Origin of the sequence: Pseudoruegeria sp. HB172150, assembly GCF_013184805.1 — a bacterium.
GTDB lineage: Bacteria > Pseudomonadota > Alphaproteobacteria > Rhodobacterales > Rhodobacteraceae > Psychromarinibacter.
On the sequence record NZ_JAATNG010000001.1, the window covers coordinates 1,271,400 to 1,294,094 of the forward strand.

The window sequence follows — 22,695 nt, forward strand, 5'->3', positions numbered from 1 at the left end:
GTGAGAGGCGGTCAGTATGTGCGGATCAGGCCGACGAGCCGGCCCTGCACCTTCACCTGATCGTCGCGGAAGACGCGGGTTTCGTAGGCGGGGTTGGCCGCCTCGAGCGCGATGGCGCTGCCTTTGCGGCGGAACCGCTTGAGCGTCGCCTCGTGCCCCTCGACCAGTGCGACGACGATGTCGCCGTTATCCGCCGTCGAGGTTTCGCGGATCACCACGATGTCGCCGTCGTTGATGCCGGCGTCGATCATCGAGTCGCCGCGCACCTCGAGCGCGTAGTGGTGGCCGGAGGAGGAGATCATGCTGCCGGGCACCGAGACGTCGTGTTCGGCGTGCGAGATCGCCTCGATCGGGACACCGGCGGCGATCCGGCCCATCAGGGGAAGGTCGATGGCATTGCCGGTCTCGACAGGGACCGCGTGGCGGGGTTTCTCGCCGCGGCTGCCTTCGATCACGCGAGGGGTGAAGCCCGGGGACTTGTCCAGAGCGTCGGGCAGCTTCACCACCTCGATCGCGCGGGCGCGGTGGGCGAGGCGGCGGATAAAGCCCCGTTCCTCAAGTGCGGTGATCAGGCGGTGGATGCCGGACTTGGAGCGAAGGTTCAGCGCGTCCTTCATTTCGTCAAAAGACGGCGGAACACCGTCACGCTGCATGCGCTTGTTGATAAAATCCAGAAGTTCCAGTTGCTTCTTCGTCAGCATGGCTTCTTCCCTTCGGTCGCGGGCCATCGTTCGCGCGGCCCCACGTTCGAGGAATGTTCTACGCCCGTTCCCGTTATGTGTCAACGCTCTGCGTCAGAGGGGGATGTAGTCGACGGTTTCGCCCGCCTTGCGCGGCCCGTCCTGAACGGGCCGGATCAGCAGCGCGTCGGCGGCGGCCAGAACCGTGAGGAGCGAGCTGTCCTGACGATCAAAGGGCGCGATGCCGTCGGCGGTGAGGTGAGCGCGCATGTAATGCTCGCGCGCGCCATTGGGTCCGATGTCGCTGGCAAGAACTGCGGTCCGGCGCTGTGCCGGATGCGGGCCGAGGCCGAGCATGGCGCGCACGAGCGGCAGCAGGAAGACATGGCCGCACACCAGGGAAGACACCGGGTTGCCGGGCAGTCCCAGCATGGCGGCCCCGCCAAGCTTGCCGGCCATTAGCGGTTTGCCGGGGCGCATCGCGATCTTGTAGAAGGCGCGGTCCATCCCAAGCTCTTCGGCGACCGGCGCCACAAGGTCGTGGTCGCCGACCGAAGCGCCACCGATGGTGACGATCAGGTCGGCGCCTTCCGCGAACTTGAAAGCCATCTTCAGAGAGGCCGCGTTGTCGCGTGCGATGGGCAGCATGCGCGCCTCGGCGCCGGCTTCCTCCAGCATCGCCTTCAGTCCGAAAGTGTTCGACGCGATGATCTGGTCCGGGCCGGGATCTTCGCCGGGCATTACCAGTTCATCGCCCGTAGCGATCAGCGCAACGACGGGCCGGCGGCTTACCTCGACCTCCGCGATGTTCATCGCGGCCAGCAGCGACAGGTCCTGCGGCCGTATCAGCTTTGGCGCGGAAACGACTGTTCCTGAATGGAAATCACCGCCGGAGGGACGGACATAGAGCTGTTCGTCGAGTTGATCCCCGAGGGTGATCGTATCGCCGTCGGCGGCCGTGTCTTCCTGAATGACCACGCGGTCGGCGCCTTCGGGAACTGGCGCACCGGTGAAGATGCGCACGGCCTCGCCCGCGCCGACGCTGCCCGAAAAGCCGTGCCCGGCGGCGGACTGACCGATGACCCGGAAACTTGCCCCGGGCCGCACTTCATCGTTGCGGACGGCATAGCCGTCCATCGCGGAGGACGGAAATGGCGGCTGGTCGCGACAGGCCACCGCATCGGTGGCGAGGACCCGGCCCGCGGCGCGCATGAGCGGCACGGTTTCCGTGCCAAGCGGACTGGCGAGGGAAAAGACCCGGTCCAGCGCCTCGGCGACTGTAATCATGGAACTTCGTAACGCCCGGACTTGCCGCCATCCTTGTAGAGCAGATGGATATCGGTGATCTCCATGGATCTCTCGGCCGCCTTGACCATGTCGTAGATCGTCAGGCAGGCGGTGGTGACGGCGGTCAGCGCCTCCATCTCCACACCGGTCTGGCCGGTCGTCTTTACGGTGGCCTGAACCCTGAGCCCGGGCAGCGCCGGGTCCGGCACGATTTCCACCGACGCCTTGGTGATCGGAAGCGGATGGCAGAGCGGGATCAGCTCTGACGTCTTCTTGGCGCCCATGATCCCCGCAAGGCGGGCGATACCGGCGACATCGCCCTTCTTGGCGCGTCCTTCGGTAATCATTTCAAGGGTTTCCCTGGACATCTTCACACAGCCGCCAGCGACGGCGGTGCGTGCGGTGACTTCCTTGTCTGAGACGTCCACCATGTGGGCGTCGCCCTTGGCGTCGAAATGCGTGAGATCGGGCATCAGGCGGGAACCGGATCTGCCAGGATGGTGCGCGTGGCGGCCGCCACGTCCGCCTGCCGCATCAGGCTTTCGCCGATCAGGAAGCAGCGGGCGCCGTGACCGGCGAGGTCGGCCATGTCGGCGGGAGTGAAGATGCCGGATTCCGAGATCAGCAGCTTGTCCGTTGGCACCCGTTTCGCCAGCGTGCGCGTGGTGTCGAGCGTGGTCTCGAAGGTCTTGAGGTTGCGGTTGTTGATACCGAGCAGCGGCGATTTCAGCGCCAGCGCGCGGTCCAGTTCGGCGCTGTCATGCACCTCGACCAGCACGTCCATTCCCCAGCCGAAGGCCGCGTCTTCCAGTTCCGCCGCCTGAGCGTCGGAGACGCTGGCCATGATGATCAGGATGCAGTCGGCGTGGAGCGCGCGCGCCTCGGCGACCTGATAGGTGTCGTACATGAAGTCCTTGCGCAGCGCGGGCAGGGACACGGCGGACCGGGCGGCGGTGAGGAATGCGTCGGCGCCCTGAAAGCTGGGCGTGTCGGTCAGGACGGAGAGGCAGGTCGCGCCGCCGGTTTCGTAGGCTTTCGCCAGCGCCGGCGGATCGAAATCTTCGCGGATGAGGCCCTTGGACGGGCTCGCCTTCTTGATCTCGGCGATCAGGCCGTAGCCGGTGGCCGACGCCTCCCGCAGGCATTCGGCAAAGCCGCGCGTGGCGGGGGCGGCTTTCGCCGCTGCTTCGACATCGGCCAGGGGCCGCGCCGCCTTGCGGGCGGCGACCTCTTCCAGCTTGTAGGCCTTGATCCGGTCCAGAACGGTGCCGCTCATTTCGCCCCCTGTGTCGCTTTGGCCAGCGCATCGACCTTTGCCCAGGCCTTGCCGCTGTCGATGCTTTCCGACGCGATTTCAACGCCTTCCTTGAGGGTCTTCACCATGCCGGCGACTTTCAGCGCGGCGGCGGAGTTCAGCAGAACCGCATCGCGATAGGCGCCGGCATCGCCGTTCAGCACGGCGCGGAAGGCCTTGCCGTTTTCCGCTGGTGTGCCGCCAAGGATGTCTTCGAAGGCGTGGACGCGAAGCCCCGCATCCTCTGGCGAAATCTCGAATTCGCGGACCGAGCCGTCCTCCAGCGCGGCCACCCAGGAGACGCCCGCGATGGAAAGTTCATCGGTGCCGTCCGAGCCGTGGACCAGCCAGGCGGCTTCGGAGCCGAGTTTCAGCAGGGTTTCCGCCATCGGCCGGATCAGAGCCTTCGAGAAGGTGCCGGTCAGCTGCCGCTTGACCCCCGCCGGGTTGGTCAGGGGGCCGAGGATGTTGAAGATCGTCCGGGTTCCGAGTTCCGCGCGTGTGGGCCCGACATGGGCCATCGCCGGATGGTGCATCGGCGCCATCATGAAGCAGATGCCGACGTCTTCCAGCGCCTTTTCGACTGCCGCCGCCTCGAGCATCACGTTGATGCCGACCTGGGTCAGCGCGTCGGCCGAGCCGGATTTGGACGACAGGTTGCGGTTGCCGTGCTTGGCGACCGGCACTCCGGCGCCCGCCACCACGAAGGCGGTGGCGGTGGAGATGTTCAGCGTGCCCTTGCCGTCGCCACCGGTGCCGACGATGTCGATGGCGCCATCGGGCGCCTTCACCGGATGGCATTTGGCGCGCATGACGCCGGCCGCGGCCGCATATTCCTCGACCGTTTCGCCGCGTGTGCGCAGCGCCATCAGCAGCCCGCCGATCTGGCTTGGCGTCGCCTCGCCGTCGAACAGGATCTGGAACGCCCTGATCGCCTCTTCCCGGTCCAGCGGGCGGTCGGCGGCGGCGCCGATCAGCGGTTTCAGGGCGTCGCTCATGCCGGGATCGCAACCTTGCCGAGGAAGTTCTGCAGCAGCTTGTGGCCGTGTTCGGTCGCGATGGATTCCGGGTGGAACTGGACGCCTTCTATCGGCAGCTCGCGGTGTTTCAGGCCCATGATGACGCCGTCTTCCAGCTCTGCCGTGACTTCGAGCGTGTCGGGCAGGGTGTCGCGGTCGACGACCAGCGAATGATAGCGCGTGGCGTGGAAGGGCGAGGGCAGGCCGGCGAAGACGCCTTTGCCCTCATGGGTGATCGTGCCCAGCTTGCCGTGGACGATCTCGTGGCAGCGGACGACGTCGCCGCCGAAGAGCTGACCGATAGTCTGGTGCCCGAGGCAGACGCCCAGAAGCGGGGTCTTCGTCTCGGCGGCGGCGCCGGTCAGGGCGAGGCAGATGCCGGCCTGATCCGGTACGCCGGGGCCGGGCGAAAGGACGATCCCGTCGGGCTTCATTCCCATCGCCTGCTGTACGTCCAGAGCGTCGTTGCGGCGCACGACGACTTCGGCCCCAAGCTCTCCCAGATAGTGGGCGAGGTTGTATGTAAAGCTGTCATAGTTGTCGATCAGCAGTATCACGCGGGCCTCTTTTCGTTAGGGGGTGCCCCCGAGGTTTGCATCGCGCTATACATGTTCAGAGGCCGGGCCAAGGGTCAAGGTGCCTGGCGTGAATAACAATGGCGCAAGGGGGCGCGGGCAAGTTGCGCGGATTTCTGTCGGGCGCAGTCTTCGGTGTACTCATCGGGGCGGTGGCGCTGATCATGATGTCAGTCGGCAATCGGATGGTGGAGCTGCGGACCGAGGCGCCGGAAGCGGCGCCGGTGGAAGTGCCCGCCGGATCCGAATTCAACCGCCCGCCGCCGGAAACGGATCCGGTCGTGCCGTCGGAGGAAACCGCCCCCGTGGCCAGCGCCGCGCCCGAGGTGACGGCGCCGGAGTCCACGATGCCGCCGGTGCCCGATACGGTGCCCGCCGGGACGCCCGATCTGGAAACCGAGCCCGAGACCGCGCTGGATCAGCCCGCTGCGCCCGAAGCGGGGCCCGAGATGGCGCTGGCGACGGATCCGATCGCGCCCACGTCCGAAACCGTGCGGCCGGCGGCGCCCGCCGCAGAGGCACCGCCCGCCGTGCAGCCGCCGGACGCCGAAACGCCTGTCGAGGTGGCCGCCCCCGAGCCTGAACCGGCCCCCGCCGCGCCCGACGAAGGCGTATCGGCGCCTGCCACAGCCGAAACTTCCGCTCCTTCGCCAGCCGTTGCGCCCGGTGTGGTTACTCCCGCCGCGATGGAAGCCGCGCCCGTCGCAGACAGCGCACCTGCCGCGATTACCTCGGCGGATGCACCGGCACTGCCGGCTGCCCCCGAGGCTGCGCCGGACGTGACCGCCGCGCCCGAGGAAAACGCATCAACGGCCATCGCGGCGACAGCGCCGCCGGCCGCGCCCGATGCGCCGTCGGAAGACACAGTCGCATCGGCGACGACCGCGCCTCCCTCCGCTGTCGAAAGCCCGGCAGAGGAGGCGGAAGCCGAAGAACCCGCTGAAACAGAGCTGGCCGTACCCGCCGCCGCCGAGAGCCCTGCGCCGCTCGGCCTGCCCGAGCCGGGCTTGAACGGCGTCGCCTCCGGCGTTCTGACCAACCGGCTGCCCAGCATCGGCGACACACCGGAGATCGCGGAACCCGCGATCGAGGAAGAGGCCGTCGAGGACGACCGTCCCGCGCTGGCTGCCTATGCCGCGCCGTTCGAGCCGGCGGAAGGCAGCCCGATGATGGCGATCCTGCTGCTCGATCCGGGTCCGGACCTGCGGCCCGATCCGGCGACGCTGGCCGAGTTTCCGGTGCGGCTGACCATCGGGCTCGATCCGTCGCTGCCCGGCGCCGCCGATGCGATGCGGGCCTATCGTGCCGCGGGCCACGAGGTGGCGATGCTGGCGCGGGTTCCCGAAGGCGCGGGACCGCGCGATGTGGAGCAGTCGTTCCAAGTTTACATGGACACGGTTCCGCAGGCGGTTGCCGTGCTCGATGTGCCGGAGGCGGATCTGCAGTCCAACCGCGCCCGCGCCCGTCAGGTGACCGAGATCCTGCAGGCGACGGGGCAGGGGCTGATCACCTATGAACGCGGTCTGAACTCCGGCCTGCAGGTCGCCAACAGTGCCGGCGTCCCGGCCATCGCCGTGTTCCGCGAGTTCGACAACGGCAAGACCGACCCGCTGGCGATGAAGCGTTTCCTCGACGTCGGCGCCTTCCGGGCGGCGCAGGAAGGCGCGGTGCTGGTCAGCGGTCAGCTTCGGTCGGAAACGATCTCGACCCTGACGGAATGGCTGCTTGGCAGCCGCGCCGCCACGGTGACGGTCGCGCCCGCCTCGGCGGTGCTGATGGCGATGGAATAGCCTGCCGCGGTACCTGGCCGTCGCGCCCGCTTCTTCTGGTCGGAAATATCCCGGGGGAGTCGCGCAGCGACGGGGGCGGAGCCCCCAATCGCACGAAGTGCCAGAAAGATCGCGCCGCAGGCGCTCTCTTAACTGATTGCTCTTAACTGATTAGCCTCAGCGGTTGCCGTTCCCGGTGAACCGGCCGGCGTCCTGCGCTGCTGCCTGGATCGCCTTGGACTTGTTCACGGTTTCCTGGAACTCCGCCTCGGGATCGCTGTCATAGACCACGCCGCCACCGGCCTGGATGTAGAGGTCCGTGCCCTTCAGAACCGCCGTGCGCAGCGCGATGCACATGTCCATGTCGCCGCCGGCGCTGAAATACCCCACGCCGCCGCCGTAGACGCCGCGCTTTTCCGGTTCCAGTTCGTCGATGATCTCCATCGCCCGCACCTTCGGCGCGCCGGACACGGTGCCCGCAGGCATGCCCGCGAGAAAGGCGGACAGGGCGTCCTGATCGTCGGCCAGTTCGCCCACCACGTTCGAGACGATGTGCATCACATGGCTGTAGCGTTCGACGATGAACTGCTCGGTCGGGCGCACGGTGCCGATCCTGGCCACGCGTCCCACGTCGTTGCGGCCGAGATCCAGAAGCATCAGGTGTTCGGCGCGCTCCTTCGTGTCGGCCAGCAGCTCTTCTTCATAGGCGCGGTCGGCCTCCGGCGTCGCGCCGCGGGGGCGGGTGCCGGCGATCGGACGGATCGTCACCTCGCCCCCGAAGACGCGGACGAGGATTTCGGGGCTCGCGCCGATGACCTGGAAGCCGCCGAAGTTGAAGAAGAACATGAAGGGCGACGGGTTGGTGCGCCGGAGCGAGCGGTAGAGCGCGAAGGGCGGCAGCGGGAAGTCCTGCTTCCAGCGCTGCGACGGCACGACCTGAAAGATGTCGCCCGCGCGGATGTATTCCTTGGCCTTCTCCACCGCGGCCAGATAGCCCTCGTGCGTGAAGTTCGACACCATCTCTCCCAGGACCGCCTCTTCGCCGAGGTCCCGGCTGGTATCCGCGGGCACGCGTTCGAGGTCGCGGACCGCGTCCATCACCCGCTCTGCCGCCTGGGCATAGGCGGCGCGGGCCGACAGGCCGGAGCCGACCCAGGCCGGAGACACGACGGTGACCTCGCCCTTGACCCCGTCCAGAACCGCGATCACCGAGGGGCGGATCATCATCGCGTCGGGCAGGCCGAGCGGGTCAGGGTTGATGTCCGGCAGACGTTCCACCAGCCGGATCATGTCGTAGCCGAGATAGCCGAAGAGGCCGGCGGAGGCCGCGGGCAGATCGTCGGGCAGGTCTATCCTGCTTTCGGCGATCACGCCGCGCAGCGTGTCGAGCGGAGAGCCCGGCAGCACGTCGAAGGCGTCGGGATCGAAGCGGGCCGTCCGGTTCAGTTCGGATGCCTCGCCGTTGCAGCGCCAGATCAGGTCCGGCTTCATGCCGATGATCGAGTAGCGCCCGCGCACCTCGCCGCCGGTCACGGATTCCAGCATGAAGCTGTCCTGACGTGCTTCGGTCAGTTTCAGCATCAGCGACACGGGTGTGTCGAGATCGGCGGCCAGCCGGGCATAGACAATCTGGTTCGCGCCGCTTTCGTAGCCTTTGGCGAAGGCTTCGTAGGAAGGGATCAGCTGTGCCATCGGTTACTGCATCTGTGCGTGGACGGCATTCAGCGCCGACTGGTTGATGGTCGTTCCGGCCTCTGTCTGAACCGCGCTGGCGAAGGAGGACAGAATGTCGTCGCCAACGGCGCCGGTCAGTTGGGTGCGCAGCTGATCGGCGATCTGCGCGATATTCGGATCGTCGAGATCCGGCGGCGTGACTGCGTCGACGCGGACGACGAAGACGCCTTCGTTGCCTTCGATGACCTTCACCTCGTCGGGGGCCATCGCAAAGACGGTGTCGACGAAATCATCCGGGGTGTCCGGGACGAAACCGTCGCGGGCGAGGCGGGTCTCGGTGTTCATGACCGGCGCGGCCGGTTCGGGCGCTTCGGCTGTTTCTTCTTCCGGGGTGGCGGCGTCGGTGTCTTCGGCGGTCGCTTCCTCGGTGGTGGCCGTGCTGTCGTCGTCCGCCGGGGCTTCGGCTGTTTCCTCGGCTGTGTCACCGTCGGCAGCGACTTCGGGCGCGGTGTCCTGTCCGGTCGGCAGGGTGCCTTCACCCATGTCGGCGGCCAGCGATGCGGCCTGTTCCGCGAGGGCCGTCACGGTTTCGGCGCGGCGCCATTCGGCTTCGACCTTGTCGCGGGCGTCCTCGAAGGGTTCGACGCGCGCTTCGTTCACGGCGTTGACCCGCAGGGCGAAGATGCCGCCGTCGGACGTTTGCAGGATCTCGGGGAAGTCGCCGACATTGGTTTCGGCAGCCGCCTCGCGGAACTCGGGGTAGGCGGCGATGCCTTCGCTGGACCCGTCGGTCCAGTCGATCTGTCCGATTTCCATGTCGGTTTCGTCCGCCAGTTCCTCGAGCGTGGCGCCGCCTGCGAGCAGGTCGTCGGTGCTGTCGATCATGTCCGCGATTGCGCGGCGGGCGGCGTCGGTGCGGTATTCGACCAGCAGCTGTTCGCGCGCTTCCTCGAAGGGCGTTTCCTGCGCTTCGAGAACGCCGTTCATCCGGTAGATCGCAGCCCCAAGGTCGTTGGCGACGGGGCCGGCAAGGCCCGGCCCGGTCAGCGCGAAGACGGCTTCGCCGGCGGGGCCGAGATCGGCCTCGGTCATGTCGCCAAGGTCGATGTCGGCCAGTGTCAGGCCGCGCTCCGCGACCACGTCCTCGAAAGTCTTTTCGCCCGCTTCGATGGCGTCCAGAGCCTCTTGCGCCGCATCCGCCGAAGTGAAGTTCAGCCGTTCGACAAGGCGCCGTTCGGGCTGGATGTATTCGTCTGCGTGGTCTTCGTAGAGACGGCGAAGGGCCTCGTCGTCACCTTCGATGGTGCCGGCGATCATCGCGGGAGTGACCCAGGCATAGGTGACGTCGCGGGTCTCGGGCAGCATGAAGGCGTCCTGATGCTCTTCCCAATAGGCCTGCAGCTCTTCTTCGGTCGGATCTGCGATGGGTTCCGCCAGATCTTCCGGTGTCAGCGAGGTCCAGGTGATGTCGCGGGTTTCGCCGCCGTAGTTCAGGAGCGTGTTGATGTAGCTTTCCGGTATCCCGGCGGCAGCTGTGGCCGCGTTTTGCAGGATCCCGCGCGACATGTCGGAGCGAAGACCGTCTTCAAACTCGCCCTCGCTCATGCCCGCCTGCTGCAGTGCGAAGCGATAGCCTTCGCGATCGAATTCTCCGTCAAGCCCCTGCAGGCCGGGCATCGATGTAAGCTGGTCGCGCACGCGGTTGTCGCCCACCGAGATGCCGATTTCTTCGGCCTCGTTCTCCAGCGCCGCCGTGGCGAAGATGCGGGACAACACCGCCTGGTCGATGCCGAACATCTGCGCCTGCGGGAAGCCGATATTGGTGCCGAACTGCTGCGACAGGCGGTTCATCTCCTGCTGCAGTTCGCGCGCGTAGCGGTTCACCGTGATCTCGCGGTCACCGACGGTGCCGATGGAATTGACAGAGCCTCCGAAATTCGTCGCGCCGAAGCCCGCGAGGCCGACGATCAACAGAGCCAGGATGACCCAGACCGCGACTTGGGATGCGGATTTCTTCTTAGCCATCGACCGGGTTCCTTCGGTTTCTTGCGCGTGTCAGCGGTGTGTAATGGTGGCGGGACAGGGGAGCAAGGGCTGCCGTGCGCCTGTTGGCCGGGACTGATCGGTCCGGCGTTCTGTCCAAGCGGGCTGGTCCTAGTCGCGGCCCCGGTAGGGTTCCACGTATTGCAGCGCCATGTCCCAAGGGAAGAAGATCCAGGTGTCCTGGCTGACCCCGGTGATGAAGGTATCCACCATCGGTTCGCCCTGAGGCTTGGCATAGACCGTCGCGAAATGCGCGTGCGGATACATATCGCGCACCAGTTCCAGCGTCTTGCCGGTATCGACCAGATCGTCGACCACGAGGATGCCAGTGCCGTCGCCCATCATGTCCGCGTCGGGCGCCTTCAGTACCTTCGCGTCCGATTGCGACTGGTGGTCGTAGCTTTTGACGCTGATCGTATCGACAGTGCGGATATCCAGCTCTCGCGCGACGATCATCGCCGGGGCCATGCCGCCCCTTGTAATCGCGACCACCGCCCGCCAGGCACCTTCATCCGGTCCCTTGCCGTCGAGCCGCCACGCCAGGGCGCGCGAGTCGCGGTGAATCTGGTCCCAGGAAACGTGAAATCCCTTTTCATGCGGCAGGCGGTCGGTCATGGAACTGTCCTCAACTGGCGATGCGAACGGCGAGAAGGCCGAGAATGGCGGCTGCGGCGCGGTCGAGCCATGCCTTGGCGCGCATGTAGGCGCTGCGAACCGGTGCCGAGGCGAATATCAGCGCGCAGCCGGAATACCACAGGGCTTCGAGCACGAAGTGGTTGGCCAGGATCAGCGCTGCATCGGCGCCGCGCGGCATTTCCGGAAACACCGTGGCGAAGATCGCGGCGACGAAGAACACGGCCTTGGGGTTCGACAGATTGACGAAGAGGCCAAGCCGGAAGCCCGACAGCCCCTTGCCGTCACCGGTCTCGACCGGCTTGTCGGCGTTGCGCCACAACGAGACCGCCAGCCAGATAAGATAGCCGGCGCCGGCGATCTTCAGTGCCAGATAGGCCCATGGCACCAGCGCGAAGAGCGCGGTCAGTCCGACGATCGCCAGAAGGCTCCAGACGCACACGGCCACAGCAAGACCTATGGCGCAAAGGATCCCGGCCCGGCGCCCGCCGGTCAGGGAGCTTCGCATCACTGACAGGAAGGCGGGACCCGGAGACGCCAGCGCACCTATGATGGCAATGTTGAAAGCGAGGAGATGGGCGAGGTCCATCGCGCCGCCTCAGGCCTTCTGGATATCGGGAGCGTCGACCGCCTTCATGCCCACGACGTGATAGCCGGAATCGACATGATGGGTCTCTCCGGTAACCCCGGCTCCCAGATGGGACAGCAGGTACAGCGCGGAATTGCCCACGTCGTCGGTCGTCACGTTGCGGCGGAGCGGCGAGTTGTACTCGTTCCACTTCATGATGTAGCGGAAGTCGCCGATGCCGCTGGCCGCCAGGGTCTTGATCGGCCCGGCGCTGATCGCGTTGACGCGGATGCCGTCCTTGCCAAGGTCTTCCGCCAGATAACGGACCGATGCCTCCAGCGCCGCCTTGGCGACGCCCATCACATTATAATGCGGCATGACCCGCTCGGCCCCGTAGTAGGTGAGGGTCAGCAGCGAACCGCCATCGGGCATCATCGCCGCCGCGCGCTTTGCCACGGCGGTGAACGAGAAGACGGAGATATCCATCGTCATCGTGAAATTGTCGCGGCTCGTGTCGACGTAGCGGCCACGCAACTCGTTCTTGTCCGAGAAGCCAATTGCATGCACCGCGAAGTCGATCTTGCCCCATTTTTCGGCAAGTGTGCCGAAAAGGTCGTCGATGCTGGATTCGTCCGAAACGTCGCAGGGGAGCACAAGCTCGGATCCAAGTTGTGCCGCCAGAGGGTCAACTCGCTTCTTGAGTGCGTCGCCCTGATAGGAGAAGGCAAGCTCTGCGCCGGCGTCGGACAGCGCCTTGGCTATACCCCACGCGATCGACTTGTCATTGGCCAGCCCCATGATCAAGCCGCGCTTTCCCGCCATCAGGTTTGTCGTCATGGGCTGCCTCTCGGTCCAAATCGGTGCGGATTGCTTTAGGCCATTGGATCGGTCGCATCAAGGGTACCGCCGACTGCGAATAGGGTTGTTTCCAAAGGCGAAGCGGATTACGCCGTTGCGGTGTTCAGGATCGGGGGAGGCGCGATGAGCGGAGGCAACGGCAGCGAACGCAGCGGCAAGTTTGCCGGTGACGATCCATTTGCGCTGGTGCGCGCATGGATGGACGAGGCGCGCGAGAGCGAACCGTCCGATCCCGATGCGATAGCCCTGGCCACTGTCGACGAATCCGGTCTTCCCAATGTACGGATGGTGCTGCTGCGCGGGCTGCACGACGACAGTTTCGTCTTTTATACCAATTACGATAGCCAAAAGGGCAGGGAACTTGACGCTAGCGGTAAGGCGGCGTTTGTGCTGCACTGGAAATCGCTCAAGCGACAGATTCGCGTGCGTGGTCTGGTCGAGAAGGAGAATGGCGCCCAGGCCGACGACTATTACGCGAACCGCCCGCTGCAAAGCAGACTGGGCGCATGGGCCTCCAAGCAGTCGCAACCTCTCAAGAGCCGCGCTGCACTGATGGCCGAGGTAGCCAGAGCAGGTGTTATCCACGGGACGGCTCCGAACCGGCCGCCGCACTGGGGCGGTTTCCGGATCCGGCCATTGGAGTTCGAGTTCTGGGCAGACGGGGAGTTCCGTCTGCATGACCGCTTTCGATGGCGGCGTACCGATTTGCTGTCGGACTGGGCAGTCGACAGGTTAAGTCCCTAGCCCCACCTCGAAAGTGAGGTGCAATGTTAATTATTTTCGTGTTTAGGATGGAATCTTCCCTCCGATCTGTGACAACGTGTTAATTAATGACACCCGGTGAAGCGGCCGGGGGACCGGATGACTAGGGATGACGGACGGGAATCATAATTTTGATGCGGTCGAGGGCCAGGTTAAATGGTTCGACCCATCTAAAGGCTTCGGCTTCGTGGTACCCGATTTCGGCGGGCCGGATATTCTTTTGCATGCAAATGTTCTGCGCAATTTCGGACAGAGTTCGGTCGCCGACGGATCGCGAATAACTCTTCTCGTGCAGGAAACTCCGCGCGGCGTTCAGGCGGTCGAGGTCCGCAGCATCGAACCGCCAGAGGACGATGGCGCACCGGCGCTTGCGGAAATCCCTGCCGAAGCTGGCGATGTGCAGCTTGACGATATCCCTTACGAGCCGGCACGGGTGAAGTGGTTCGACAAGGCGAAGGGCTTTGGTTTCGCCAATGTGTTCGGCCGGCCCGAAGATGTGTTCGTTCACATAGAAGTGCTGCGTCGTTCCGGTTTGGCGGACCTGCAACCCGGTGAGGCGGTTGCCTTGCGGGTGGTGCAGGGGCATCGTGGACGCATGGCTGCGCAGGTTGCGGCCTGGGATTCGGTGCTGAGGACGAAACCTTGAAGCAATACTTCGCCGGGGCGGCGCTGATCGCCCTGACCCATGGGGGTGGTGCGTGGGCCGCTTGTTCGGATAGCTCGGCGGAGTTCCGCACCGAGAGTGGCCAGACCCAGTTCACTGTCGAGATTGCAGATGACCGCGAGGAAATCACCCAAGGGCTGATGCATCGCGAAAGCATGCCTGCGAAGGCCGGAATGCTGTTCGTTTATCCGCAACCGGCGACGGTGGCGTTCTGGATGCGCAACACTCTGATTCCGCTCGACATGATTTTCATGGGTGCGGATGGGGTCGTGCGCAAGGTGCATGAGAATGCGGTGCCGTTGGACGAGACCCCGATTCCCGGTGGAAATGACATCCAGTTCGTATTGGAGGTCAACGGCGGCATGGCGGCGTTACTTGGCATCACACCGGGCAGCGAGATGCGTCACCCGGCGGTCGATCAGGCCTTGGCCGCCTGGCCCTGCGAATAGCCTTTCCGGCACACGCGGCCGCCTCAGCAAGACCTGCAACAGTTGCTGGATCCTTCGGAAGCTCTCAGCCCTTGACCGGATGACTGCCGGGGAGGTTGATGCGGGCGACCTGTTCGGCGATCGGATCGGTAGAAAGCGGGTGCGTTGCCGCCGAATGCCGCGCCGGATCGCCGATCTCCTGCCACTCGCCTTCCTTGTAAACCTCGAGCGCGGCAAAGTTGGCCTTGTAACCCATCTTGGGGCTGCCGGGCACCCAGTAGCCGAGATACACGTAGGGCAGCCCCGCCTCCTGCGCGATGCGGATGTGATCGAGGATCACGTAGGTGCCAAGGCTCGACCGCGGCCGGTCGGGATCGTAGAAGCTGTAAACCATCGACAGCCCGTCATCGAGCACGTCGGTCAGGCAAACGGCCGCCAGTTGCTCCACGCCGTTTTCGTCGGGCGCACTGTATTCAATGACGCGCGAGCGGACCGGCGTCTCCTCGATCATCGCGGCGAACTCGAAGATATCCATGTCAGCCATGCCACCATCCGCGTGGCGGCTGTCGAGATAATCGCGGAACAGCTGGTACTGCTCTTCCGTCGCCCAGGGCGAGGTCGCCTCGCGTTTCAGATCGGAATTGCGCTTTTCAGTGCGGCGCTGGCTTTTAGACGGTTTGAAATCTGCCACACGTACCCGGGCAGACAGGCATGCTGAGCATTCTGCGCAGGAGGGGCGGTACAACACGTTCTGCGATCGCCGGAAGCCCTGCGCAGATAGCGTGTCGTTCAGCTTTTCGGCATATTCCCCCTGCAATGCCGTGAACAACTTCCGTTCCATCCGCCCCTCGAGATAGGGGCAGGGTTGAGGAGCCGTCACATAGAATTGCGGCGCGATGGGGAGTGTATGGCGCATGAGCCCGGCAGTTCGTCAATTGCAGCGAGGTTAGCAATGCCGGGCGCTGTCGCCAAGCCCCTACGGACTCCCCCGAAATGGGGATACATCATTCAATTGTGAAGCTTTTTTCCACACGTGAACCGGCCCCTGGGGACAAAGGGGCCGGTTCTGACGGGCGCCGGTCAGATGGTGACGGGCTCGGCGCCGTTCTTGATATCTTCGTCATCCTGCTGACGTTTGGCACGGTCTTCCATGAACTGGTCGAACTCGGCCTTGTCCTTGGCTTCCCGAAGCCGCTGCAGGAAGGCTTCGAAGGCTTCCTGTTCTTCTTCGAGGCGGCGCAGGGTTTCCGACTTGTAGCTGTCGAAAGCCTGGTTGCCGGTGGGTTTCAGCCCGTGCCGCATATGGCGGTGCTGGTGGTTATGGCCGCGACGGCTGCATCCATTGAACATACGTTTGCTCCAGATCATGTATGCCAGAAGGGCGAGGCCGATGGGCCAGAAGACGATAAAGCCGAGGATCATCGCGATGATCCATGCTCCTTTTCCGCGCTCATCGAGCCAGGTCTCGGCCTGCGAAGGCCAGGTGGCGACGGAACTCATGACTGTCTTGTCCTTTCCGGTTCGGTGTGACTTTATGTGAATGTCTTTCACATTGCCTAGATTGGCCGAATCCGGCCGCCGTTCAAGAGGGGATGTGAATGTTTTTTACATTAATTTTGAAAACCGTTTTACGTCAAATGGATAGATGTATATCGCGAAGACATTTTAAGGCTGGCTGGACGAGGGCCGGCGGCCTGATCCGACTGCCTCAGGCGATGAAATCGGCCTTAGCTGCCCCGGTCAGGCGTTCCAGATCCGCAGGCGATATCGGAAAGATGTGGCGTGGCGTACCAGCAGCGGCCCAGACAACATCGAACTCCGCGAGCCGGGGATCGAGCCAGGCGCGGATCGGGTTGAGGTGACCGATCGGCGCAACACCGCCGATCGCAAACCCGGTCTGAGCGCGGATCAGGTCGGCATCGGCCTTGCCGAGCGCCTCGCCCGCGAGCGCGCTGGCCTTGTCGGCAACGACCTGATTACCGCCCGCGGTCAGGAACAGCAGCGCCGTGCCGCTCTCTTCGCCGCGAAAGATGATCGACTTGGCGATCTGGTCTAAATGACAGCCTGCGGATTCGGCGGCTTCGGCTGCCGTGCGGGCCTGTCCGACCTCGCGGATGTCGGCCTCAAGCTGTGCCGCTTCCAGGGCGGCGCGCACGCGTTTCAGGCTCTTGCTCATACCCGCCTCCGTTTTCGCCGGTCGCGGCACTTTACGGACCGGGAGAATGGGTGCAAGCGTTCGACTCATGAATGATCTGGACTTTTTCCTTTCCCTCGAAACGCAGGTCTGGGAGGCGCTGGTGGCCGGCGATGCTGCTGCGGACGAGGCGCTGCTGGCTGAGGATTTCCTTGGCGTCTATTCCACAGGTTATGCCGAACGCGCCTGCCATGTGGACCAGATTTCCGATGGCCCGACTGTTGAACTTTATGAAATCAGCGCGCCGCGGCTGGTGCCCCTGGGGCCGGGCAGGGCGCTGCTGGCGTATCGTGCCGACTACATCCGGAAGGGCGCGGACACGTCCGAGGCGATGTATGTCAGTTCGATCTGGGAGGAACGTGGGGGGCGCTGGCTGAACACGTTCAGTCAGGACAGCTCCACCGATGACCCGGCCCCGGTCTGAGGCTTGACCCGGCAGGGCCGGGCACCCCAGATATCTGGCATGGTGTTTGCGTCCCGATTGTCTCGTTGCCCACGTCCGTATGATGCGGACAGAGGAAAGGAAGCCGCTGCGTTGTTCCCCGGGCTGGCCCCCGAACTGCGCGCACTGGTGGAAGGAACGGCGGGTTGCAGCCCGTATCTCGGCGGGCTGATCGCGAAGGAAAGCGAGTGGCTGGAAGCGGCTTTGACCCAGCCGCCGGAAGCCGCATTCGAAAACATCCTGTCCGATACAAGCGCGTTGGAAATCAGCGACTTGCACGCCGGTCTGCGGCGGGCGAAGCGGCGCGCGGCGTTGCTGATTGCGCTTGCGGATCTTGGCGGCGTCTGGGCGCTGGAACAGGTCACCGGCGCGCTGACCGGTTTCGCGGATCTCGCCACCGACCTGGCATTGAAGGCCGCGGTCGCGACAGAGATCTCTCGCGGAAAGCTTCCCGGCGCCACCGACGCGGATGTGGCCGACGCGGCGGGTACGTTTGCGCTGGCCATGGGCAAGATGGGCGCGGGAGAGCTGAACTATTCCTCCGACATAGACCTCATTGTCCTGTTTGACGGCGAGCGGCATCGCGAGAATTACCACGACGCCCGCGCCGCGCTGGTGCGGGCCACACGCAACATGGCGCATACGCTGTCGGACATCACGAGGGACGGCTACGTCTTTCGCACCGACCTGCGGCTTCGTCCCGATGCCTCGGTAACGCCGGTCTGCCTGTCGATGGAGGCGGCGGAGACCTATTACGAAAGCGTCGGCCGCACGTGGGAGCGTGCCGCATATGTCAAGGCGCGGGCGTGCGCCGGGGATCTGGTGGCGGGTGAACGGTTCCTGGAGCATCTCACTCCGTTCGTCTGGCGCAAGCATCTCGACTTCGCGGCGATACAGGACGCGCACGACATGCGGCTGCGGATCCGCGCCCATAAGGGGCTGCACGGGCCGATTACGCTCGAGGGCCATGACATGAAGCTTGGCCGCGGCGGCATCCGCGAGATCGAGTTCTTCACTCAGACGCGACAGATCATCGCCGGAGGGCGCGATCCGTCGTTGCGGGTACGTGGAACGGTCGAGGGGCTGGCGCGGCTTGTCGCAGCCGGGTGGGTGCCGGAAGATGCCGCGGACACGCTGACCGACGCCTACCGTGCGCATCGAGAGGTAGAGCACCGGGTGCAGATGATTGCGGACGCGCAGACCCATGAACTGCCGCAGGACGACGAGGGGTTTGCCCGGCTGGCCGCGTTCATGGACCGGGACGAGGCCGATCTGCGGCAGGATCTGTTCGAGCGGCTGTCGACGGTACACGAACTGACGGAAAGCTTCTTTGCACCGCATGACAACGGAGAAGCGCCGGAAATCGATGAGGATGTTCAGGCCATTGTCGACCGCTGGTCGAACTATCCGGCGCTGCGTTCCTCGCGCGCGGTTGCGATCTTCGAGCGGTTGAAGCCGGATCTTCTGGAGCGGCTTCAACAGTCGGCGAGGCCGCTGGAGGCGCTGGAAAGCTTCGACGGGTTCCTGCACGGGCTGCCTGCGGGTGTTCAGGTGTTCTCGTTGTTCGAGGCGAACCCGCAGCTGATCGACCTGATCGCCGATATCGCCGCAACGGCGCCGGGTCTTGCGCAGTATCTGGGCCGCAACTCTCAGGTTTTTGATGCGGTGATCGGCGGCGCCTTTTTCGAACCGTGGCCCGGTCTTCAAGCGTTGAAGAAGCGCCTCACCGCACAGATCGTCGCGGCGGACGATTTCGAGCAAAAGCTGGATGCCGCGCGACGCTGGCTGAAGGAATGGCATTTCCGCGTCGGCGTGCACCACCTGCGCGCGCTGATCGACGCCGAGGAGGCGGGCCAGCAATATGCGGATCTGGCCGAGGCGGTGCTGGATGTCGTCTGCCCCGTGGTGGTACGCGATTTCGCCCGCAAACATGGTGACATGCCGGGCCGAGGCGCGGCAGTCATGGGCATGGGATCGCTTGGCGCGCGCCAGCTTTCGGCCGGGTCCGATCTCGATCTGATCGTCATTTACGACGCAGAGAGCGATTCCGTTTCGGACGGCAGACGCCCATTGTCCGCCGGAACCTATTATTCCCGTCTGACCCAGGCCTTTGTCACTGCGATGACGGCACCGATGGCAGAGGGGATTCTGTATGAAATCGACATGCGCCTGCGTCCCTCGGGCCGGCAGGGACCGGTCGCCACATCCTGGTCCGCGTTCCGGACCTATCAGCGCGAGGAAGCCTGGACTTGGGAACACCTCGCCCTGACCCGTGCCCGTGTGGTCGCGGGCACCCGAACGCTGGGTGCCGAGATAGAGGCTTTTCGGGAGGAGCTGCTATCGAAGGCTGTCGATGCGGCCAAGGTGCTTCACGATGTCGCCGAGATGCGCCAGCGTGTCGCCGAGGCGAAGCCTGCCGAGACCCAATGGGAGGGCAAGCGGGGATCGGGGCGGATGACTGATATCGAATTGCTCGCACAGGCCGCCACGCTGCTAGCCGGGAAACCCGAGCGGCGCGTACCGGAGCAATTGCTGGCGGGACAGGGCGTCGGCTGGCTCAGTCCCGAAGACGTCCAACGTCTTACCCATGCCTATCGCCGTTTCTGGCAGGTCCAGGCAGCCTCGCGCCTGCTGACCGGCGGCAGCCTGAAGGTGGAGGAACTGGGCGAGGGCGGCCGCAACTTTCTGTTGCGCCAGACTGGTGCCGAAAGCTTCGACGGCCTGGCGGCGGAACTGACGGAACTGGCGGAGGAAGCTGCCGCGATCATCGATGCTGCGTTGACCCGCACGCCGGGCTAGTCCCGTATCACCTTCAGCACGGTGAAGCTGCCGTCCTGCCAGGCAGGTTCGGTACAAGCAGTCAGCCCTTCGGCCGGCAGTTCCCGCGTGATCAGATAATCCACGGGCTCCTTCAGCACCGCGTCGCAATCGCCGGCGAAGACTTCTTCCCGCCACTGGATCAGCCGGTACCACCGCACCAGACCGGTTGTGCCGGTTGGCACGAACTTGAACATTACCATCAAGGGCCGTTCGGTCAGCCGCTCCAGCCCGAAAAACGCCACGGATGCCCGCCGCACATATTGCTGCGGCCAGATGTCGAATAGCAGTACGGCATCCCCGGGCGTCTCGGTCCGCAGCCAGTCGACCAGTGCGCGTTCCTCGTCGTCCAGTTCCTCGGCCAGATCGGGTTCTGTGAATGCCTCGCGCGCGGCGGTCAGCGCGGCGGGAACCGAAAGGACGGCGAATACCGCAACCGCTGCTGCGGCAAACAGTCGTTGCCCGGTTGCGGGCAGAGGGGCGATCAGGGCCTGAGTTCCCAGCATCAGCGTCAGAAGCGTGGTCAGCGACATCGGACGGAACAGATAGAACGGCGCAAGTGCATGTGTGTGCCGGTCGAGCCAGGCGATCACGAAGGCCGCGACGATGTAAATGTTCAACCCGGCCACCCAGCTCATCGCGACCCGGCGTTCCGGCACGATCCTGATCAGCATCAGCAGCGTCATCGCCATGAGACCGGCCCAGATCAGACCGGGCCGCCAGTTCGCCGCGAACCATTCCGGCGAGGCATAGGGCGCCAGGTGGTGCGGGTTCCGATAGACCGCATAGATGACCTCGGGTCCGAACGGCAGGCCGGTCAGGTCGGGCTTTTCGGCCAGCAGCCTTTCCTGAACCAGAAGTCCAGCCAGAGGCAGCAGCAGTAGAACGAAAAGCGCGAAGGGCGGAACGAGATCGCGCCAGGACCGGCCCTGGAGGCGGCCCAGAGCCAGAAGCGCGAGCCCCCAAAAGCCGCCGACGAGGAAGTGGAAATAGGCTGCCAGCGCTGCCAGCATGACCGCAGGCATGTAACGGCCGCGCAACGCGAGACCCAGGGCGAAAAAGACCGCCGCGTAGGCCAGGACCTTGCCCTCGACGCCGCCAAACAGCCATTCGCCGCCGATCAGCATCTGACGCCCGCCGAAATAGGCAGCAAGTCCAAGGATCAGGGCCGCAGGCGAAAGTCTCAGGCCGCGCGCCAGGTATACGAGACCCAGGCACATCGCCGCCCAGCAAAGGAACGTCAGAACCGTATGCGCCCCCTCGAAGCCGAACAGGTCGATGGCAATGCCGATAAGCCCGAGGCTCACCAGACGTGCATTGGAATCGTCGTTCGCGGCGTGAAGTTCGGTGAATTTCTCGGGATGCATCACGCGGTGGCCGAGATCGAAATAATTGATCTCGTTGCCGCCCCAGCCGTGCGGCAGTCCGAGCGGTGCGGACAGCACGGCAAGGATGATCAGCCCGAACGCCCAGCTTACCGGGGAGCGCGCGACGGTATCGAGTGCAGCGAAGACCGGAGGCACCTTTGCCTCGGTTTCCGGAAAGACGAATGCCCGCGACAGGAGGAAAAAACAGACGGTATAGGATACCATCGCCAGTGCCTGCGCCCAGGCGGGTGCGAGGAGGAATAACGCTTCCCGCAGCACCAGCAGGTTCAGGCCGTAGGACAGTGCGAACACGGCGAAAAATCCCAGAACCTGACCGATGCCGCCACCTCCGCGCCCGGCGAAGGTGAAACGCCGGTTCAACACGAAGGAAACGCAGAGCCCCACGGCGTAGCCGACGACATTCGCAGGCACAGGCGCCAGGCCGGCCCAAGTCATCGCAGCTAGTATGGTCAGGTAACCGACCAGCGTGTTGACGACGCCGACCGCGCCGAACTTGGCGAAGTCGACCGCCAGACGTGTGCCGGCTGCCCGCGCTTCGCTCACGCCAGCGAACTCCCGGACGCTTCTTCCAGCCGCAGCTTGGGCGGCATCTCGGTACCTCCCACGAGTACCCTGTCAACAATGAAGACCGGCCGCTGTTTGGCTTCGATGAACAGCCGGCCGAGGTATTCGCCGATCACCCCGAGCACCAACAGCTGTACGCTACTCAGGACAAGGAACACGATAATCAAACTGGTCCAGCCCGATACGGTGGAAAAGAACAGCCAGCTTGCGAGTGAATAGACGATCAGGCCCATCGCGATCGCCGCGAAGACGAAGCCAAGCCAGGAGGCGAGCTTGAGCGGCACGATCGAGAAACCGGTGATCGCATCGGTGCTGAGCCCGAGCATCTTTTTCAGCGAATAGTTGGTCTCGCCCGCATGGCGCGCGTCGCGCTCGTAGGGAAAGGCCACCTGCGAGAACCCGGCCCAGGCCACCATACCGCGGACGAAGCGCTGGCGTTCGGGCATAGATTTGAGCACATCGAGGACCCGGCGGGACATCAGCCGGAAATCCCCGGTATCGCGCGGGATCGGAGTGTCGGAGAGCCGGCTGAGCAGCCGGTAAAAGGCTTTGGCCGAAGCGCGTTTGAACCAGGTTTCGCCGGCACGTTCCCGGCGCTGGCCGTAAACGACGTCAAAGCCCTCGTCCATCTTCGCCATCATCGGCGCCAGCAGTTCGGGCGGGTCCTGCAGGTCGGCATCGAGGATGAAGATGCGGTCGCCCCGGCACAGTTCCAGTCCCGCGGTCAGTGCAATCTGGTGGCCATGGTTGCGCGCCAGCTTGACGCCCACCACTCTCGGGTCGGCGTCGCTGAGCTTCGCAATCGTTTCCCAGGTGCGGTCGCAGGAGCCGTCGTCGATCAGCACGATCTCGTAGGCGTCGCCCACCGCGTCCGCGCAGGCCCCGGTCAGCCGCCGGTGCAGCTCTGGCAGCGTGGCCTCTTCCTGATAGCATGGGACGACGGCGGAGACCCGCGGCGCTTGCGTCGTAATTGCTCTGTCCTCCGATGCGCCGGCCATTCCTGCCGGTTGCGGGCGCAGAATACGGTCGCGGAGCG

At 64.8% G+C, this 22,695-nt stretch carries 22 protein-coding genes; 6 read left to right on the forward strand and 16 right to left on the reverse strand.

All coding sequences use genetic code 11. From position 1 onward, the window contains the following. Positions 1–11 precede the first annotated feature (11 nt). From lexA to HCO70_RS06195, 6 genes are all read right to left on the reverse strand, one after another. Positions 12–701 carry a transcriptional repressor LexA gene (gene lexA, locus HCO70_RS06170; RefSeq protein WP_172294064.1) on the reverse strand — a complete coding sequence of 230 codons (690 nt, stop codon included), beginning with the start codon at positions 699–701 and terminating at the stop codon, positions 12–14. Between the two features lie 93 nt (positions 702–794). After that, positions 795–1,967, reverse strand: a complete 1,173-nt coding sequence (gene glp, locus HCO70_RS06175; protein ID WP_172294067.1) for a gephyrin-like molybdotransferase Glp — start codon at positions 1,965–1,967, stop codon at positions 795–797. Beyond that, positions 1,964–2,440 carry a cyclic pyranopterin monophosphate synthase MoaC gene (moaC, locus tag HCO70_RS06180; RefSeq protein ID WP_172294069.1) on the reverse strand — a complete coding sequence of 159 codons (477 nt, stop codon included), beginning with the start codon at positions 2,438–2,440 and terminating at the stop codon, positions 1,964–1,966. Before moaC ends, glp begins: the two co-directional genes overlap by 4 nt. Next, the gene (trpC, locus tag HCO70_RS06185) at positions 2,440–3,243 is read right to left on the reverse strand and encodes an indole-3-glycerol phosphate synthase TrpC (protein ID WP_172294071.1); all 804 of its coding nucleotides are present in this window, start codon (positions 3,241–3,243) and stop codon (positions 2,440–2,442) included. Before trpC ends, moaC begins: the two co-directional genes overlap by 1 nt. Beyond that, the gene (gene trpD / locus HCO70_RS06190) at positions 3,240–4,259 is read right to left on the reverse strand and encodes an anthranilate phosphoribosyltransferase (RefSeq protein ID WP_172294073.1); all 1,020 of its coding nucleotides are present in this window, start codon (positions 4,257–4,259) and stop codon (positions 3,240–3,242) included. The genes trpC and trpD overlap by 4 nt, the downstream gene beginning before the upstream one ends. Next, positions 4,256–4,837 (reverse strand): gamma-glutamyl-gamma-aminobutyrate hydrolase family protein, encoded by a 582-nt coding sequence (locus HCO70_RS06195; RefSeq protein WP_172294075.1) that lies wholly within the window; start codon positions 4,835–4,837, stop codon positions 4,256–4,258. Before HCO70_RS06195 ends, trpD begins: the two co-directional genes overlap by 4 nt. Before the next feature lie 122 nt (positions 4,838–4,959). Between HCO70_RS06195 and HCO70_RS06200 the strand changes: the two genes are divergently transcribed. After that, on the forward strand, positions 4,960–6,645 hold the full coding sequence (locus HCO70_RS06200; RefSeq protein WP_216665281.1) for a divergent polysaccharide deacetylase family protein: 1,686 nt from the start codon (positions 4,960–4,962) through the stop codon (positions 6,643–6,645). A gap of 156 nt (positions 6,646–6,801) precedes the next feature. Here HCO70_RS06200 and trpE read toward each other — a convergent pair whose 3' ends face one another. The 5 genes from trpE to fabI form a co-directional block, all read right to left on the reverse strand. Next, on the reverse strand, positions 6,802–8,316 hold the full coding sequence (gene trpE / locus HCO70_RS06205; RefSeq protein WP_172294079.1) for an anthranilate synthase component I: 1,515 nt from the start codon (positions 8,314–8,316) through the stop codon (positions 6,802–6,804). A gap of 3 nt (positions 8,317–8,319) precedes the next feature. Further along, the gene (locus HCO70_RS06210; RefSeq protein ID WP_172294081.1) at positions 8,320–10,323 is read right to left on the reverse strand and encodes a peptidyl-prolyl cis-trans isomerase; all 2,004 of its coding nucleotides are present in this window, start codon (positions 10,321–10,323) and stop codon (positions 8,320–8,322) included. Positions 10,324–10,452: 129 nt separating this feature from the next. After that, positions 10,453–10,956 (reverse strand): xanthine phosphoribosyltransferase, encoded by a 504-nt coding sequence (gene gpt / locus HCO70_RS06215; protein WP_172294083.1) that lies wholly within the window; start codon positions 10,954–10,956, stop codon positions 10,453–10,455. 10 nt (positions 10,957–10,966) lie between these two features. Continuing rightward, on the reverse strand, positions 10,967–11,563 hold the full coding sequence (locus HCO70_RS06220) for a LysE family translocator (protein WP_172294085.1): 597 nt from the start codon (positions 11,561–11,563) through the stop codon (positions 10,967–10,969). A 9-nt stretch (positions 11,564–11,572) separates the two neighbouring features. Then, positions 11,573–12,379, reverse strand: a complete 807-nt coding sequence (gene fabI / locus HCO70_RS06225; protein ID WP_172294087.1) for an enoyl-ACP reductase FabI — start codon at positions 12,377–12,379, stop codon at positions 11,573–11,575. A 144-nt stretch (positions 12,380–12,523) separates the two neighbouring features. On the opposite strand from fabI, the gene pdxH reads away from it, so the two are divergent. The 3 genes from pdxH to HCO70_RS06240 all read left to right on the forward strand — a co-directional run bounded on the left by pdxH (position 12,524) and on the right by HCO70_RS06240 (position 14,275). Then, entirely contained in the window at positions 12,524–13,144 is a 621-nt protein-coding gene (pdxH, locus tag HCO70_RS06230; RefSeq protein ID WP_172294089.1) for a pyridoxamine 5'-phosphate oxidase, read from the forward strand. Between the two features lie 127 nt (positions 13,145–13,271). Continuing rightward, on the forward strand, positions 13,272–13,808 hold the full coding sequence (locus HCO70_RS06235; RefSeq protein ID WP_172294091.1) for a cold-shock protein: 537 nt from the start codon (positions 13,272–13,274) through the stop codon (positions 13,806–13,808). Between the two features lie 23 nt (positions 13,809–13,831). Continuing rightward, a complete protein-coding gene (locus tag HCO70_RS06240; RefSeq protein WP_371742195.1) occupies positions 13,832–14,275 on the forward strand; it encodes a DUF192 domain-containing protein in 444 nt (147 codons plus the stop codon). Between the two features lie 64 nt (positions 14,276–14,339). On the opposite strand, the gene HCO70_RS06245 is transcribed toward HCO70_RS06240, so the two are convergent. From HCO70_RS06245 to HCO70_RS06255, 3 genes are all read right to left on the reverse strand, one after another. Continuing rightward, positions 14,340–15,170 carry an arginyltransferase gene (locus HCO70_RS06245; RefSeq protein ID WP_172294093.1) on the reverse strand — a complete coding sequence of 277 codons (831 nt, stop codon included), beginning with the start codon at positions 15,168–15,170 and terminating at the stop codon, positions 14,340–14,342. Between the two features lie 164 nt (positions 15,171–15,334). Beyond that, a complete protein-coding gene (locus HCO70_RS06250; RefSeq protein ID WP_172294095.1) occupies positions 15,335–15,754 on the reverse strand; it encodes a DUF2852 domain-containing protein in 420 nt (139 codons plus the stop codon). Positions 15,755–15,962: 208 nt separating this feature from the next. Continuing rightward, positions 15,963–16,430: a YbaK/EbsC family protein gene (locus tag HCO70_RS06255; RefSeq protein ID WP_172294097.1), complete on the reverse strand. Its 468-nt coding sequence runs from the start codon at positions 16,428–16,430 to the stop codon at positions 15,963–15,965. A 67-nt stretch (positions 16,431–16,497) separates the two neighbouring features. On the opposite strand from HCO70_RS06255, the gene HCO70_RS06260 reads away from it, so the two are divergent. Both HCO70_RS06260 and HCO70_RS06265 read left to right on the forward strand, forming a co-directional pair. After that, on the forward strand, positions 16,498–16,872 hold the full coding sequence (locus HCO70_RS06260) for a DUF4440 domain-containing protein (protein ID WP_253913124.1): 375 nt from the start codon (positions 16,498–16,500) through the stop codon (positions 16,870–16,872). Between the two features lie 39 nt (positions 16,873–16,911). After that, entirely contained in the window at positions 16,912–19,689 is a 2,778-nt protein-coding gene (locus HCO70_RS06265) for a glutamine-synthetase adenylyltransferase (RefSeq protein WP_172294101.1), read from the forward strand. Here HCO70_RS06265 and HCO70_RS06270 read toward each other — a convergent pair. Together HCO70_RS06270 and HCO70_RS06275 are read right to left on the reverse strand one after the other, a co-directional pair. Continuing rightward, positions 19,686–21,638, reverse strand: coding sequence for a GtrA family protein (locus HCO70_RS06270; RefSeq protein ID WP_172294103.1), 1,953 nt, complete (start codon positions 21,636–21,638; stop codon positions 19,686–19,688). The genes HCO70_RS06265 and HCO70_RS06270 overlap by 4 nt on opposite strands. After that, positions 21,635–22,657, reverse strand: a complete 1,023-nt coding sequence (locus tag HCO70_RS06275; RefSeq protein ID WP_172294105.1) for a glycosyltransferase family 2 protein — start codon at positions 22,655–22,657, stop codon at positions 21,635–21,637. The genes HCO70_RS06270 and HCO70_RS06275 overlap by 4 nt, the downstream gene beginning before the upstream one ends. Positions 22,658–22,695 lie beyond the last annotated feature (38 nt).

What these genes read in the sequence shown, in the direction of transcription:
- lexA (WP_172294064.1), bottom strand. Translation starts at nt 701, where the DNA reads ATGCTGACGAAGAAGCAACTGGAACTTCTGGATTTTATCAACAAGCGC.
- glp (WP_172294067.1), bottom strand. Translation starts at nt 1,967, where the DNA reads ATGATTACAGTCGCCGAGGCGCTGGACCGGGTCTTTTCCCTCGCCAGT.
- moaC (WP_172294069.1), bottom strand. Translation starts at nt 2,440, where the DNA reads ATGCCCGATCTCACGCATTTCGACGCCAAGGGCGACGCCCACATGGTG.
- trpC (WP_172294071.1), bottom strand. Translation starts at nt 3,243, where the DNA reads ATGAGCGGCACCGTTCTGGACCGGATCAAGGCCTACAAGCTGGAAGAG.
- trpD (WP_172294073.1), bottom strand. Translation starts at nt 4,259, where the DNA reads ATGAGCGACGCCCTGAAACCGCTGATCGGCGCCGCCGCCGACCGCCCG.
- trpE (WP_172294079.1), bottom strand. Translation starts at nt 8,316, where the DNA reads ATGGCACAGCTGATCCCTTCCTACGAAGCCTTCGCCAAAGGCTACGAA.
- HCO70_RS06210 (WP_172294081.1), bottom strand. Translation starts at nt 10,323, where the DNA reads ATGGCTAAGAAGAAATCCGCATCCCAAGTCGCGGTCTGGGTCATCCTG.
- gpt (WP_172294083.1), bottom strand. Translation starts at nt 10,956, where the DNA reads ATGACCGACCGCCTGCCGCATGAAAAGGGATTTCACGTTTCCTGGGAC.
- HCO70_RS06220 (WP_172294085.1), bottom strand. Translation starts at nt 11,563, where the DNA reads ATGGACCTCGCCCATCTCCTCGCTTTCAACATTGCCATCATAGGTGCG.
- fabI (WP_172294087.1), bottom strand. Translation starts at nt 12,379, where the DNA reads ATGACGACAAACCTGATGGCGGGAAAGCGCGGCTTGATCATGGGGCTG.
- pdxH (WP_172294089.1), top strand. Translation starts at nt 12,524, where the DNA reads ATGAGCGGAGGCAACGGCAGCGAACGCAGCGGCAAGTTTGCCGGTGAC.
- HCO70_RS06235 (WP_172294091.1), top strand. Translation starts at nt 13,272, where the DNA reads ATGACGGACGGGAATCATAATTTTGATGCGGTCGAGGGCCAGGTTAAA.
- HCO70_RS06245 (WP_172294093.1), bottom strand. Translation starts at nt 15,170, where the DNA reads ATGCGCCATACACTCCCCATCGCGCCGCAATTCTATGTGACGGCTCCT.
- HCO70_RS06250 (WP_172294095.1), bottom strand. Translation starts at nt 15,754, where the DNA reads ATGAGTTCCGTCGCCACCTGGCCTTCGCAGGCCGAGACCTGGCTCGAT.
- HCO70_RS06255 (WP_172294097.1), bottom strand. Translation starts at nt 16,430, where the DNA reads ATGAGCAAGAGCCTGAAACGCGTGCGCGCCGCCCTGGAAGCGGCACAG.
- HCO70_RS06260 (WP_253913124.1), top strand. Translation starts at nt 16,498, where the DNA reads ATGAATGATCTGGACTTTTTCCTTTCCCTCGAAACGCAGGTCTGGGAG.
- HCO70_RS06265 (WP_172294101.1), top strand. Translation starts at nt 16,912, where the DNA reads ATGGTGTTTGCGTCCCGATTGTCTCGTTGCCCACGTCCGTATGATGCG.
- HCO70_RS06275 (WP_172294105.1), bottom strand. Translation starts at nt 22,657, where the DNA reads ATGGCCGGCGCATCGGAGGACAGAGCAATTACGACGCAAGCGCCGCGG.